The organism is Biomaibacter sp. TOL (assembly GCF_059717795.1).
Map to the genome: position 1 here is coordinate 693,529 of NZ_AP046092.1, position 13,851 is coordinate 707,379.

The following is a 13,851-nucleotide window of genomic DNA, read 5'->3' on the forward strand; positions in this document are numbered from 1 at the left end:
CTCATCCCTCTCTTATACGACAATCAGAGAACCGTCCCCGTGTCGCGTGTCGCGTGTCGCGTGTCGCCGACCCATGTCGCCCGGGCCCAACAGCGGCCCCTATTTTTTGTCCATCTCATTATCCGCACCATCAGACCAATATGCCGTGCCTAAAAGTATATCAATAAGTTTGATCTGTTCTTCGACCTTTTCTCTGTCAACCGTATCGCTTTTTTTTGCTTCAAAGCCGTAACCCTCAAGCTCCCAGGAAAAGGATTTGAAAGGATATGCATTTCTTCTTTTTTTTATTTCATAAACAATATTTTCTATCTCAATGCACCTCATATCATTTTTTTGTTTCCATTCTTTATACGTTTCCAAATCAGCCAGGCCTTTGATAGATTCCGCTATTTTCAAACGGTATTCGTTTTTCTCCAAACCATCCCTATTAATATTAATGAAATTCCTGTAATTATTGCAAAACCTTCTATACATCATATGCCTCCATAAAACCCCTGGCGTTTATAATAAAATAGCGCTTTACTACAGGGCTAAAGTCTTTTCTGCCGGCAACCATATCAATCAGCTTTTTCAACTGCCCTTTGTCGGCACCTGCCATAAGTTTTTTTATATCTTCTTTATCTTTTTCAGAATACCGCCCCAGTTTACTTACAATTATATCTTCTCTAGACAAAACATACACAGCATCGAACCCGTCTATTTTAACTGCCCGTTTTTCAAATCCTGGCGCCACCGGCGTTACATATAAATCCAGCATGTTAAACCTGTCCAGGATTTTAAACAATCTCCCAAACTTTGCCGGATAATTTATATCTATAAAATCAAAATCAACCGTTGCTCTTTCCAGATATCCCGCTATGATGCAACCTGCTCCACCAATCAAGTAAATGGCGGGACATTCTATTCCCTTCAGATGTGCAAAGTCTTCCATGTCATGCAATAGCTCCAGTAAGATTTGTTTATTCTTACTTTCCAAGAGCAACACCCTTTACTAAAAAAGTCCTGCTTGGGAAATTTTTATTGCTGATCGCGCCACCAATAGCACAGCGAATAATTGGTTAAATCAAAATCAATACAATTAAATTATATTGTTTTGTATTGCAGCAGGCAAGGTTCATATTCGTTCAAAATAGAGTGTCCAGTATGGTCATCAAAATAAATCCCAAGACGAGTGAAAAAGTAGCCAGCCGTTGATGGTCTCCGGAATGGGTTTCTGGGATAACTTCATCGCTTATGACAAAAAGCATGGCACCTCCCGCAAAGGCCAGGGCATACGGCAATATGGACGATGCTATACCCACCAGAGCAGCCCCTATTATCCCTCCCACGGGTTCCGCTAGACCTGAAAGAAATGCTATCCATACGGCATAACCGACTTTATATTCAGCGGCAAAAAGGGCGGCGGCCACTGCAAGTCCTTCGGGGATATTTTGTGCGCCAATGGCAATAGCCAGAGAATAGGCGTGCTTTGAAAATCCTCCCACCCCCACAGCCAGTCCTTCGGGAAAATTATGTATGATTATGGTAAAAACAAACAGCCATATTTTTTTAAGGCGACCTACGCCTGGGCCCTCATGACCCTTAACGAAATGATTGTGGGGAATTATTTTGTCCATGCGGTCCACAAACAGGACTCCCATCATCATTCCCACGATCAGGGGGATCATGCCTCCCTCTTCTATGGAAGCCAGCACCAGACTGAACGCCGTAGCAGCCAGCATCACTCCCGCTGCAAACCCCAGGGACGCATCGATAATGTCTGCGGAAAATTTTTTCTTAACGAAAAGAAGCGGCAGAGCCCCCAAACCTATTGCCATACCGGCTAATATGCTTAATATGATTCCGCGATAAATCGGTGAAATATGGTTTAAAAATTCCAGCATTAAATTCCTCCTCCCCAGAATTAATTTTTCTATATCCATTTCCAATTTTCCTGCCAAAAGAGCATAGTATAAATATAAAAAAACTCCGATATTATTATCTGAATACTTCTGTGGATCGGGATTATGTGATGAAACAATTTGAAGTTTTTGATATGATTCGATTGAAGAATGTCTTGATAACTTTTACCCATTATATAATCGAGCAGGAGAGGGTAATTAACCCCATCCTGCTCATGAATAACGATTAATATTTATATATTCTTACACCTTTTACCACCCTGTTGACTCGTCCCTCGGGATTTGGATTGTCCGGTGTTATTCCTAGTAATAATGACTTATAAAAGCCAAGCATTTGTGCATATATAATATAAAGTGGTGTTAAAAAGGCATCATCTAAGTCATTAAAATTTTCCTTTAAGTGAAAGGTATAATTCAGGCCATCTATTGCTATTTCACCTGGTAAAAATGCAATTAATTTTCTGCCGCCGGGTTCACCGGCAATTTCACGTATAAGATCAAGATCATACTTTTGTGTATAAGGATTTTGCGAAACAAAGAAACCTAAAACCGTCTTGTCGTTAATTACTGATTTTGGCCCATGTCTAAAGCCAAGATATGTATTTGAACTGGTATATACTTCGCCATGAGTTAACTCTAGGGATTTTAAATCCGCTTCGTTTGCACATCCTTTTAAATCACCACTTCCCAGATAAACCAATCTTTCATACTCATTTTCGGCTATTTCCATGATTGTGCCATAATCTTCTCTCAATATCCTATTTGCTTCCATTGATAATCTTTCAAATAGACCCTTTTTATCTTCAATATGTTCGATATATGGAAGCATCAAATCGGTTAAAAGCATACATGTAAAGCTGCTGGTCATGGCAAAACCTTCATCGTTTGAATCATCCGGCATATATATATTCAGACAATTTTTCTTACCCATTGTCGCTTTTGCCAGTTGGCCATCTTTGTTACAGGTTATATTTAAAAAGTAAACATCCTTAATTATTTTCTCCGCTAATTCAATAGTAGCTAAGCTTTCAGGGCTATCACCGGACCTTGCATGGGAAATAAGCAGCACTGGTTTATCGTAAAAAAAGAAATTTTGCGGTGCAGCAACAATGTCTGTTGTATCAATAGCCTCTACATCTGCTCTCATATTTTTTCTCAAGTAACCCTCACTGCTGTTTCCAACGAATGCAGAAGTACCAGCACCTGTTAAAATAATTTTTATACCTTTTATTTTCAATATCGGATTTAAAAACTCCAGAATTTCACTTTTTTGATTTAAAAGAATGTTATAAAGTTCACCCCACAAGTGGGGCTGCTGATTTATTTCTTTTGCCGTTGCATAGCCTTTTCTTTCCTTCAATTGTTCTTCACTGTAACCAAGCAACATGATTTCATTCCTCCCATTTTATTTTAAAGTTTTTCTACAATGACATTATTTTTTATATAATTTACATCTCTTATTGTTACATATCCAGTCTTATAGTACATGGCATTTACAGCGCCGCAAGCAGTTGCAAGAATGGCCGAATCAATCAGGCTGTATCCTCTGTCTATTCCCACCGTCATACCTGCTATATAAGCATCGCCCGACCCAACTGGGCTTACTGCTTTTATTTTAGGTGATCTAAACCAGAATACTCCCTCATTGCTCGCAATTACAGAACCTTCACTTCCTAAAGACGCAGATACAATGTCAATACCGTACTGATTAAGTTCTAATACTGCTTTTTTGACATCTTCGATATCCCTTACTTCTTTATTTAGCAATTTCTCTAATTCTTCTTTATTCGGTTTAATCATAAAAGGCTTAGCTTTAATACCATTTGAAAGATATTCACCGCTTGTATCCAGAATAAACCGTGCACCGTTCTTCCTGGCGATATTTATTAATTCTATGTAGATATCTTCCGGTACACCGGATGGTGCACTCCCTGATGCTGCTATGATCTTACAGCTTTTAGATAACTCGTTAAAATTGCGTAAAAACTTATCCATATTTTCCTGAGATATCTGAGGCCCGCGCTCTAAAATTTCTGTCTGGGTATTTGATATTGGATCCAATATCGCTACGCATGTACGCGTTTCACCTTCTATTTTAATAAAGCTGCATTCTACCCCTATCTTGCTAAGCTCATCTTCTATGAATTCTCCCGCCTTACCACCCAAAAAGCCAGTTACTTTTACATTTTCTCCCAATGCCTTTATGACCTTTGCAACATTAAGTCCCTTACCGCCAGCCACACTGTTTTCTTCCTGAGCTCTAAAAATTTTCCCAGGTTGAAAATTATCAACCCTGTAGCTTCTGTCAATTGAAGGATTTAATGCAACTGTCAGTATCATGCTTTTTCACCACATCCAAAAAGCTTTATCTTTTCTTTTACTATTTCTTCAACACTTTTCTCACCAGGTGCGAGAAATTTCCTTGGGTCACTTTCATCGGGATTGCTTTTAAATACTTCTTTAATTGCATTTGCAAAAGAAATCTTCAATTCTGTGGCTATGTTTATTTTGTTTATACCTAACTCTATTGCCTTTCTTATCAAATTATCCGGTACACCCGAAGCACCATGAAGTACCAGCGGGATATTTGTCAAACTTCTTATTTCTTTTAATCTGTCGAAGTCAAGTTTTACTTCCCCTTTATACAGCCCGTGAGCTGTGCCAATTGCTACAGCCAGTGAGTCAACTCTCGTCTTTTCTAAAAAATCCACAGCCATTTTTGGGTCTGTAAATGCATTCATATCTTCATTTACGTACAGGTCATCTTCCACACCTACTATATTGCCAAGCTCCGCTTCGACAGTAACGCCCGCGGCGTGGGCTACTTCAACAACTTTTTTTGTCAGTGCGATATTTTGCTCATAAGGAAGCTTCGAACCATCGATCATTACGGATGTGTATCCGGCTCGGATACACTTCACAACAAGGTCAAAGGAATTTCCGTGGTCTAAATGCAGCACTACCGGTATATCGTATTTTTCGGATGCAATTTTTGCCATTGCAGCTATATAATCTTCTCCAGCATGCTCTATTGTCCCCGGTGTCGTCTGTAATATTAAAGGCGAATTCATCTCAGATGCGGCCTTTACAACAGCTTTTAAAGTTTCGATATTGTGGATGTTAAATGCTCCGACCGCATAGCCGCTTATCCGGGCATTTTCTAGCATCTTCCTTGAATTGACTAATGCCATCTTTTAGCCTCCCATGATGTTATCCAATAATTCTGTTGGTTTATTGCATACTTTTATATTATTATCATCAAAGTTATTTTTTCGATCAACTTTACCCCAATTGGCCAGAATAAAATCCACACTGGCGTTTTTCGCACACTCGTAATCATAAAGTGTATCACCAACATATACTGCATCCTTTGGTGTTATATCAAACTTTTTTAATGCTTTCAGCAATTGGTCAGGATAAGGCTTCGGTTTTAAACTTTCGTCATATGTCACTATTACATCAAAATGATGCAGCATTTTGTTCAGTATAATATCTTCCTTTACTTCAAAATCATACCTTGAGGTAACAATACCTAACTTTATCTTTTTCTCTTTTAATATATTAATTGTTTCTTCTATTTGAGGATATATCCTAACCTTGTTTGAAAACTTTTGTATTTGCTCACCCCAATGCAAAAGTGTATTATCTATATCTTCAACTCCAAGTCTAGCCAGCGTATGCCTGCCCGGTAACCCTATAGCAAAAGAAAGTTCTTCTTCATTGTATTCTTTATCATAAAGTTTTTTCAGTGTAAGTTTTAACGCTTTGACAGTGACTTCTTCGGTGTCTATCAATGTCCCGTCTATGTCAAATATTACACACTTTTTTTTCACACAACACCACCTGCTAATTTTTATAAACTATTTTGCCGTTTACAATTGTCATACTTACGCTCAAATCATGATTTAAAATAACAATATCAGCATCTTTGCCAATTTTGATGCTGCCCTTTCTATCTTCAATTCCAATCACTTTCGCAGGATTAATAGAGGCCATTTTCAAAGCTTCTGATAAAGATATTCCAAGCTTTATTATATTTATTACCGCTCTGTCTAAAGTCAACGTACTGCCAGCTATAGAACCATTCTCTATCCTTGCAATGCCTTTTTCTACAATAACCTTTTGACCTCCAAACAAATATTCACCGTCATTTAATCCGCATGCTGGCATTGCATCAGAAATCAATACAATTTTATCAATCCCTTTCATCTTAACTAAAATCTTTACTGATGCCGGGTGTGAATGTATAAAGTCGCATATCAATTCACTATATAATCTGTCGTCTAAAAATACTTCACCTAATGCACCTGGCTCTCTATGATGCAGACCTCTCATGCCATTATAAGTATGAACAGCGATGGAAGCTCCATTATCGACGGCGTTTTTCATCTCTTCATAAGTGGCATTTGTATGTCCCAATGAAACTTTTATATTTCTTTGTATGCAATATCTAATAAAATCTCCATCGATATCTTTTTCAGGAGCTACTGCTGCTATTTTTATGTTATTATGTGATGCCTCGATAAACTGCTCCATAAGGTTTTTATTAGGCTCTAATATATGGTTTTCATCCTGAGCGCCTTTGAATTCCTTGCTTATAAATGGCCCTTCTACATAAGCGCCCAAAACTTGTGCTCCATATGGTGGCTAAAGTTGTCAAGACATTTTTTTGACCTTATATAAGGTGATAAAATTCTCATCCTCCTTTGTTAAAGTTTGGTAATATAATACACAAATGTAATATATTAACTGGAAATTTTCTTTTAAGCTTTTGGCAAAAATTAGTAGTCGGAGCTGTGTGATACTGTGGATAAGTCGAGCATGTCTTTTGCGAGACTTATCCAAGGCACTGTGGAGCTTGTGTGCAAGTCTTGTTTTTCCGACTTGCACACAAATCCATCAGGGCCGGCAGTATCAACAGCTGGTAGTTATTCAGCTGAAGGTATTTATTCAAAATCTTTCAATGTATAGTTCCCGTAGTATACTTCTGCTGGCGTTAAATACTTTAATGATTGATGGGGCCTGTAGTTGTTGTATTTGTCAAAGAACCTTGTGAGGCTTATGCGAGCTTCTCTTGGGCTTGCATAATCGTTTATGTATACTTCCTGGTGTTTAACGGTACGCCAGAGCCTCTCTGTGAATATATTGTCCATAGCCCGGCCACGGCCATCCATGCTTATTTTTATATTGTTTTCGAGCAATATATTTGTGTATTTAAGGCTTGTGAACTGGCTTCCCTGATCGCTGTTTGCAATCTCTGGTTTGTTGATTTTTAATGCCTTGTTGAGGGCTTCTAATACGAAGTCTACTTCAAGGGTATAATCCAGTTCCCATGCCACTACGTACCTTGAAAACCAGTCCATGAAGGCTACAAGATACAGCCAGCCATTTTTCATGGGGATATATGTTATATCGGTGCCCCATATGTGGTTTGGGTATTCTGCCGTGATGTCACGGAGCAGGTAAGGGTATATCTTGTGCTCATGGTTGCGGCGGTAAAGGTTCGGCCCGGGTCTGATTGCGGATATCCCCATTTCCCGCATATATTTTTGTACCGTTGGCCTGCTGATTTTAAAGCCATTACGGTTCAGTATGGCTGTAATTGGTCTTGAGCCCATATATGGGTCATCTGTGTATATACGGTCAATTTCGTGCTTTATAGCGATTTCCTCAGGTGAAGGTGGTACAGGCTTGTAGTAAAGGCTTGAACGGTTTAATGAAAGAAGTTCTGCCTGGACCGTAAGTGGCAATTTCCGGTTTTCAAAGTCCACAAGTTCAATTCTTTCAGCTCTAGTCGAGCTTGATGCCAGATTTTTTTTTGAGCCAGTTGAGCTTAGTGGAAAGCTCACCGATTTGTGTGTAAAGTTCTTGAATATGGTTTTTTAATGCCTCTTTTTCTTTATCCCCCTTTCTGCGGCCATCTTCAAGAAGTTGAGGAAGAGCTTCTAATGCCTCCTTTTTCCATTTTATCAACTGGTTTGGATGAACTTCATACTCGGATGCGATTTGGGAAATGGTTTTTTCTTCCTTAAGAATTTCCAGTACGACTTTGGTTTTGAATTCTCCTGTGTATGTTTTTCTCATATGACTATTATACAATCTATCACCTTAAAGCAATCCGTTTTTTTGTCTGAATTTCTTTATCCATTATATATCCTCCCAATAAACACGGTTCCTCAGGGGTAATTACTCTTTTTCCCACACCCAATTTAGTCGTCATCACATTTCCCTCGCTTTTCTTTCAGAAGGTTATCAAGGCTTTCTATCCCCCTTTTACCCATATCAACGATATATTTGATAAACTCATCAATTTCGAGTTTTTTTCTGTTAAATATAGCCTCTAATAACATGGGAATATTTGTTCCTGCGACTACATGAACGTTATTATATTTTGCACTAATTGATGCCGATATTCTAAATGGAGTACCACCTATTAAATCAGTCAATATTAGCACATTATCATCATTAGCTTTGGCTTCTTTTATGGCATTTTCAATTTGTTCCGAATAAGTTCCTAAATCCTGATTATTAAATTCTACTCCGATTAAATTCTCTTGTTTTCCAACTATGAATTCCACCACATTAATTAATCCACTTGCAAATTTCCCATGTCCTGTTACGATTAATCTAACCATTACAACCTCCATAAAACTTTTGTAAAGTATTTAGAAAGGAAGTTCATAGAACTTCCTTTCTTTATCGTTGTCTTAAAATATTCCAAAGTACCTAGAAACAATTCCTATTAATATAACTAAACCTATTATTTTTGTTGGTGATAATCCTTTTTTAAGTAGCCAGTAAACAAAGAAAGTAAATACCAACGGCAACATGTTTGGTAGTATTTTATCTAAAACTCCTTCTTGTAATGCAACCGTAGCTTTACCTGCGTGGATGACAAGTGGTGTCTTCATATTTATATATGAAGCAATTAATGCTCCTACAACCGTAAGACCAACTATTGAAGCTAAAGAGGAAACAGTTTTTGTACCGGTCTTAAGTGTCGCCAGCGCGTTTAATCCCGTGTTATATCCATAATTTATTCCTCCAAATACTAATGCGAAGTGTATTGCATTAAATAAAACGAGGAATAATATTGGGCCAAAAGCATTTCCCTGTATTGCCAAAGAAGCCCCTAAACCTGCACATATAGGTAATATCGTTAGCCAGGCAATTGCATCTCCGATGCCGCCAAGAGGTCCCATTAGTGCAATTTTTACACCTCTTATTGCATCCCTATCTTCACCTTTTTCTTCCATTGCCGCTATAATACCCAAAATAGGCGTTACTAAAAAAGGATGTGTATTAAAAAATTCCAAGTGATCCTTCATTGCCTTTTTCAAATCGTCTTTCCTATTTTCATAAATTTTTTTTAGAGCAGGTAAAAGGCTGTACAGCCAGCCACCAGCTTGCATTCTCTCATAGCAGAAGGATGCCTGAAGAAACAACGAACGCCATGCCATGCTATATAAATCTTTCTTAGTCAATATTTTTTCATTTGAATTATATGCCATCGGATATTGTCCCTCCCTCAGCATTTTTTGCATTTCCATTGAAATAAGTATACGCGGCTACAATTATTCCTATTATTGCGACAGCAATTAACGATAATTTAAAATATGTTACAAGAACAAACCCAAATAGCAAGAAGTGGAAAAATTCCTTTTTTAACATAATTTTTAAAAGCATTGCAAAACCAACTGCAGGCATTATTCCACCAGCTACCTGCAAACCGCCAATTATCACCTTTGGTATGGAATTTACTATACTTTTTGCTACATCTGCCCCAAAATATAATGGTAAAAAAGCAACTAATGCATAAAAAATAAACAATGGAATCATACCCGCAAGATTGATAAACTCAACCCCTTTAACATTACCATCTTCAGCATATTTATCAGCTTTGTGAATAAACCAAGAATAAACTGTCAAAATAAACGTAATTGCCGCCTGTACAGCCACAGCAAATGGTACAGCTATACCTACAGCAACTTTAGGATCCACATCTGTCAAAATGGCAAATGCTGTTCCTAAAATACCACCTATAACAACATTCGGCGGCTGAGCCCCTGCTAATGGAACCATTCCCATCCATACTAGTTCTAATGTTGCTCCAACAACTAAACCTTTTGTTGTAGCCTCTCACACTTTCTGACCGCATTCTGCTCAAATTGAACGTCCGCAAATTTAACTCACTTTATTTGACCATAAAACCCGGACCTTGAAAATCCCCCTCAAAAGAGGCAAGCATTCACTCCTGCCGTCTTTTGAGGGATAAATAGCTTATACCGCAAACTCATTTTCAATTACAATCCTGACCATATGGTCATCTATCAAACGCTTTTGACTGGCTGAGGCCGAAAGCAGACAGGCAAGGCAGACATTGTTTATCTTTCTTGCAATGCCTCCGGAATATTCATAGATAACATCCAGAGCATCATCAGTGAAGATTGAGGAAGTTGCTCCGGCAATCTTCAGATGGTGGCAAACATATTCTTTGGATTCCTGCCTGTCCATGGGTGGTAGGTGATACCGGAGATTTACTCTCTGAGCAATGGCTTCATAGACTTGAAGCTGCAATACCCTTTTAAGTTCCGGCTGGCCCACCAGTATGAGACTCAAAGGGTTGTAGGAGTCCATCCGGAAATTGAGTAAAAAGCGCATTTCTTCCAGCATTTCTTTATCCAACAGGTGTGCTTCATCGATTATTATGACTGGTGTTTTTCTTTCATTTTCCGCAAGGTCCAATATTACCTGATGAAGCTGTCTTTTAGCCTGGCCCCGGTTAAACTTTGGTTCACATCCAAGCTGCCTTAAAGATTCCCAGTAAAAATGCCTGGGGGTAAGGGCTGAGTCGCTGATGTAGATAACCCTGTATTTATTCGGATTTAAAAGCTCAAGAAGTTTTCTTAAAGCAGTGGATTTCCCCGAGCCCACTTCGCCTGTTATTAGGGCAAAGAGGCGTTTTTCTGCAGTGTATTTTAGCCTTGATACTAACTCTTCATAGGCCGGGGTGCTGAACAGTTTTCCTACAGGCACATCTTTTTGAAAAGGAGTTTTTTCAAATCCAAAGAAAGGCTCAAACATTGTTTTCCCCTCCTTCCATACGGCGGAAGGGGATGGCACCTAATTTGTCTTTCATGCGGTTTTGAGCTTGTTTTTCCAATATGCTCAAAAGTCTTGAACCGGATGATTTTTGAGGAGTTGGGGCATCTTTTTTGCTATAGGACACTTCATTGTATTCTCCTATGATAAGCGGCCTTGCTAAACCCCGTTTTTGACCTTTATGCCATACTTCTATTTCTTCAAGGTCAAAGGGGTCATAGCGTAAATCCACAGTCTTTCTTACCCATTCAAGGCCCACTTCATAGGTTTTGCCGCAAAGTTTTACACAGCCGGTTTTATCAACTTTTCGGCTTTCTTCTCGAAGGAAAGCATCCCTTAGCTCGTCAATATTGGCAAAGCGCAAGCGTCGGGTATCCTTTTGGAATCGACCGGCCGGGGTTTCACCTTCTAAGGAGCTGTGGGAATGATGATTGTATCCTTCTTCCACCCAGGCAAAGAAGGCTTTGTTTAATTCGTCCAATGTCCCGGGGTTTTGGAGGCTTACCTCGGCTAAAAAATCCTCTACGGTGCGGTTAATTCTTTCAATTTTGCCCTTAGACTCTGCGGAATATATTGGGGTATTTATATGGCGGATGCCCAGTTTACCGCAGGCTACTTTAAACCAGTGTGAGATGAATATCTTGCCATTGTCTACATATACCGCATCGGGGATGCCTCGTTTAAGTATAGCTTTCCTGAAACAATCTTCCAGTATGGGAAGCTTTTGATTTAGATAAAATTCACCATGGCATATTAATCTTGTGGCATCATCGATGAAGCATATGAGGTATGAGCGTATCTTTTTCTTTGGATTGGCCGGGTCCGGAAGGTAGGGGCCGTATTTGACGTCAGCTTGCCATAATTTGTTTCTGTGCTCTTTTTGAAATCTCCTGAGGGCTTTGGGCTCTTTTTGCTTTAATTCTTTTTGGGTTAAACCTAAGTTTGCAAGATACCGTGTAAGGGTGGATCTTGCTACATCCCCGGGGGATATGAGCTTTTCCCCCTCCAGGATCTGAAGTATCCTTGTAACACTTCTTTGGGGCAGTTCTTGTTTTAGACTTATGGCTTCTTTTAGGATATCTTCCGGTATGGCTCTTGTTTGTCCCTTATCGGAGCGCTCTTTTGGCATTAATCCATTAAGGCCTTTTTGCCTGTAGGCCTGTAAGTAGCGGCGCAGGGTCCTCTCTGAGATTTGGCCTTTTGACAGTATTTCATTTCTTCTTTTCCTTCTTTCCGCTGCTTCAAGGTCTTCTTCCAGAAGGGGTGAGATTAGTGCGAAGCGCTCCAGGGCTTTTTCCATACTTTCTTTGTTCATTTTGGTCATCTCCCCTGTTTTTTGTTTATCTAAAGACTACCACCAGGGGGAGACGGCCAAAAGAGCAAACTATGTTGATTTTTTTCCTAAAAGCCACAGGTTTGTGTTTTCCACGAAAAGCCAGGTGTTAATCTTTCCGAACAGGCAGCAGGAAAGAATATCGGGTAATAGTTTTAAAACGGTTTTTAAACGGCTAAAGCAGCTTTCTATTTCCCCGACTATGGATGACGTCTTGCCATACAGTCTGAACGCTATGCTCTCCAGAGTGCCTACAATTTCGCTTGAGAGGAGTTTAAATGTTTTTACCCAGCGTTTTGTGGTGGATATGTCCTGCTCTCCCTCTGTATATTCCGGTGAAATCCGTTTTTCCACCACATCTTCCACCGCTTCTTCAATCACTTTTGCCGGGTAATGCTTATAGGGCAAGATGAAATCCGGTATTATCGCATGGGTTTTCTTGCATCCCGGGCAGTAGTATCTGGCTATTGGGAATTCTTCTTTCCCGGCCGTTGTCTTTATCTTCCTAAGGTACATCCCATAACCTACAAGGGCGCTACCGCATATGGGACAGTGTAGTTTCATTTGAGCTAATTTATGCAAAAAAATATTACGATACTCCTTTACTGTTGAGCCTAAAAATGTTACAATCATAGTGACTTGATATTATGGAGAAGGCCTTCAGTAAGGGTAGGTCGGAAACTATCACCTTACTTGAAGGCTTTCTCTTTTTTCTCCCTCCCATGACTTGCTTCTTTCTCTTTTATTTCTTCAATAGGTGTTAAATTCCTTCTTAAAACGGTCAGGAAATTTGAGCAGGAAGGAGACAAAAAGAGTGGGAGGAAACACTTTTGTAAAATCCCCCAATATTAAGCCAACTATTGGACCAGTTACAACCGGCCGATGAAAATGCAATTGAACATCAAAAAGGTCTATCCCAGCAAGACCGGCATACAAGGCTATTAACAAAGCTTTTATTAACATCAATTCACCCTCCTATATTATTAATTAATTCCATAATATCTGTACCTTTTTCCGAAGGTACTCTTCTTACCTCACATTTTACACCTAATTCGTTCAATTTTTTAAATGCTGTGATATCGTTTTCGTCAACTGATACGGTAGAAGAAATTTGTTTTTTACCTTCTTTAAAATGCATGTTACCAACGTTTACTTCTTTTATCGGAACCCCCCCTTCAACAAGTTTTACTATAACATTTACATCTCTTACAACAATAAATATTTTCTGATGGGGAGCTGCTTTGTGAATTTTTTTTATTGTTTCTTCTACTGTAAAATAACGAGTGGATACACCTGGCGGCGCTGCCAAATCCAATAAAATCTGCTGCGTCTTGTCTTTTGCTACTTCGTCATCCACAACAATTATTAGATTAGCACCAACATGTGATGACCATGTCACCGCTACCTGACCATGAATCAATCTGTTATCTATCCTTGTTAATACTATGTTTGGCAACAGCCATCTCTCCTTTACCTGTGCTTTTAAATTAAGATCTTTACTTTTATCAGTAAATT

The 13,851-nt window shown here is 39.1% G+C and carries 14 protein-coding genes and 3 pseudogenes; all 17 read right to left on the bottom strand.

Going from position 1 to position 13,851, the window contains the following annotated elements:
- Nucleotides 1-99 precede the first annotated feature (99 nt).
- The 17 genes and pseudogenes from AC6I1H_RS03555 to agaB all read right to left on the bottom strand — a co-directional run bounded on the left by AC6I1H_RS03555 (nt 100) and on the right by agaB (nt 13,792).
- On the bottom strand, nt 100-474 hold the full coding sequence (locus tag AC6I1H_RS03555) for a hypothetical protein (RefSeq protein ID WP_497739640.1): 375 nt from the start codon (nt 472-474) through the stop codon (nt 100-102).
- Entirely contained in the window at nt 467-976 is a 510-nt protein-coding gene (locus AC6I1H_RS03560) for a DUF6036 family nucleotidyltransferase (protein WP_497739641.1), read from the bottom strand. The genes AC6I1H_RS03555 and AC6I1H_RS03560 overlap by 8 nt, the downstream gene beginning before the upstream one ends.
- A gap of 148 nt (nt 977-1,124) precedes the next feature.
- Nucleotides 1,125-1,883 carry a ZIP family metal transporter gene (locus AC6I1H_RS03565; protein ID WP_497739642.1) on the bottom strand — a complete coding sequence of 253 codons (759 nt, stop codon included), beginning with the start codon at nt 1,881-1,883 and terminating at the stop codon, nt 1,125-1,127.
- 244 nt (nt 1,884-2,127) lie between these two features.
- Complete coding sequence (locus AC6I1H_RS03570) at nt 2,128-3,288, bottom strand: SIS domain-containing protein (RefSeq protein ID WP_497739643.1); 1,161 nt, start codon at nt 3,286-3,288, stop codon at nt 2,128-2,130.
- 23 nt (nt 3,289-3,311) lie between these two features.
- Nucleotides 3,312-4,241 (bottom strand): 1-phosphofructokinase, encoded by a 930-nt coding sequence (gene pfkB / locus AC6I1H_RS03575; protein WP_497739644.1) that lies wholly within the window; start codon nt 4,239-4,241, stop codon nt 3,312-3,314.
- Nucleotides 4,238-5,092, bottom strand: coding sequence for a class II fructose-1,6-bisphosphate aldolase (gene fba, locus AC6I1H_RS03580; RefSeq protein ID WP_497739645.1), 855 nt, complete (start codon nt 5,090-5,092; stop codon nt 4,238-4,240). The genes pfkB and fba overlap by 4 nt, the downstream gene beginning before the upstream one ends.
- Before the next feature lie 3 nt (nt 5,093-5,095).
- Entirely contained in the window at nt 5,096-5,734 is a 639-nt protein-coding gene (locus tag AC6I1H_RS03585) for an HAD family hydrolase (RefSeq protein WP_497739646.1), read from the bottom strand.
- 13 nt (nt 5,735-5,747) lie between these two features.
- Nucleotides 5,748-6,539: pseudogene (nagA, locus tag AC6I1H_RS03590) on the bottom strand (N-acetylglucosamine-6-phosphate deacetylase); the annotation flags it as partial.
- Between the two features lie 308 nt (nt 6,540-6,847).
- A protein-coding gene (locus AC6I1H_RS03595; RefSeq protein WP_497740697.1) for an IS3 family transposase occupies nt 6,848-7,985 on the bottom strand; the annotation gives its coding sequence in 2 pieces (ribosomal slippage) (nt 6,848-7,711 and nt 7,713-7,985; 1,137 coding nt in all).
- A gap of 125 nt (nt 7,986-8,110) precedes the next feature.
- Nucleotides 8,111-8,536 (bottom strand): PTS galactosamine/N-acetylgalactosamine transporter subunit IIA, encoded by a 426-nt coding sequence (gene agaF / locus AC6I1H_RS03600; protein WP_497739647.1) that lies wholly within the window; start codon nt 8,534-8,536, stop codon nt 8,111-8,113.
- 72 nt (nt 8,537-8,608) lie between these two features.
- Nucleotides 8,609-9,412, bottom strand: a complete 804-nt coding sequence (locus AC6I1H_RS03605) for a PTS system mannose/fructose/sorbose family transporter subunit IID (RefSeq protein ID WP_497739648.1) — start codon at nt 9,410-9,412, stop codon at nt 8,609-8,611.
- Nucleotides 9,402-10,025: pseudogene (locus AC6I1H_RS03610) on the bottom strand (PTS sugar transporter subunit IIC); the annotation flags it as partial. The pseudogene AC6I1H_RS03610 and the gene AC6I1H_RS03605, both read right to left, overlap by 11 nt.
- A 156-nt stretch (nt 10,026-10,181) precedes the next feature.
- Complete coding sequence (locus AC6I1H_RS03615; RefSeq protein WP_497737977.1) at nt 10,182-10,985, bottom strand: ExeA family protein; 804 nt, start codon at nt 10,983-10,985, stop codon at nt 10,182-10,184.
- Nucleotides 10,978-12,327, bottom strand: a complete 1,350-nt coding sequence (locus tag AC6I1H_RS03620; RefSeq protein ID WP_497737976.1) for a transposase — start codon at nt 12,325-12,327, stop codon at nt 10,978-10,980. Before AC6I1H_RS03620 ends, AC6I1H_RS03615 begins: the two co-directional genes overlap by 8 nt.
- 60 nt (nt 12,328-12,387) lie before the next feature.
- The gene (locus AC6I1H_RS03625) at nt 12,388-12,969 is read right to left on the bottom strand and encodes a DUF6431 domain-containing protein (protein WP_497739391.1); all 582 of its coding nucleotides are present in this window, start codon (nt 12,967-12,969) and stop codon (nt 12,388-12,390) included.
- 204 nt (nt 12,970-13,173) lie between these two features.
- Nucleotides 13,174-13,299: pseudogene (locus AC6I1H_RS03630) on the bottom strand (PTS sugar transporter subunit IIC); the annotation flags it as partial.
- A 4-nt stretch (nt 13,300-13,303) separates the two neighbouring features.
- Nucleotides 13,304-13,792: a PTS galactosamine transporter subunit IIB gene (agaB, locus tag AC6I1H_RS03635; RefSeq protein WP_497739649.1), complete on the bottom strand. Its 489-nt coding sequence runs from the start codon at nt 13,790-13,792 to the stop codon at nt 13,304-13,306.
- Between the last annotated feature and the right edge of the window lie 59 nt (nt 13,793-13,851).

Bases quoted from the DNA above. Each gene is read 5' to 3' on its own strand.
- AC6I1H_RS03555 (WP_497739640.1), bottom strand. From the start codon at position 474: ATGTATAGAAGGTTTTGCAATAATTACAGGAATTTCATTAATATTAAT.
- AC6I1H_RS03565 (WP_497739642.1), bottom strand. From the start codon at position 1,883: ATGCTGGAATTTTTAAACCATATTTCACCGATTTATCGCGGAATCATA.
- AC6I1H_RS03570 (WP_497739643.1), bottom strand. From the start codon at position 3,288: ATGTTGCTTGGTTACAGTGAAGAACAATTGAAGGAAAGAAAAGGCTAT.
- pfkB (WP_497739644.1), bottom strand. From the start codon at position 4,241: ATGATACTGACAGTTGCATTAAATCCTTCAATTGACAGAAGCTACAGG.
- fba (WP_497739645.1), bottom strand. From the start codon at position 5,092: ATGGCATTAGTCAATTCAAGGAAGATGCTAGAAAATGCCCGGATAAGC.
- agaF (WP_497739647.1), bottom strand. From the start codon at position 8,536: ATGGTTAGATTAATCGTAACAGGACATGGGAAATTTGCAAGTGGATTA.
- AC6I1H_RS03605 (WP_497739648.1), bottom strand. From the start codon at position 9,412: ATGGCATATAATTCAAATGAAAAAATATTGACTAAGAAAGATTTATAT.
- AC6I1H_RS03615 (WP_497737977.1), bottom strand. From the start codon at position 10,985: ATGTTTGAGCCTTTCTTTGGATTTGAAAAAACTCCTTTTCAAAAAGAT.
- AC6I1H_RS03620 (WP_497737976.1), bottom strand. From the start codon at position 12,327: ATGACCAAAATGAACAAAGAAAGTATGGAAAAAGCCCTGGAGCGCTTC.
- AC6I1H_RS03625 (WP_497739391.1), bottom strand. From the start codon at position 12,969: ATGATTGTAACATTTTTAGGCTCAACAGTAAAGGAGTATCGTAATATT.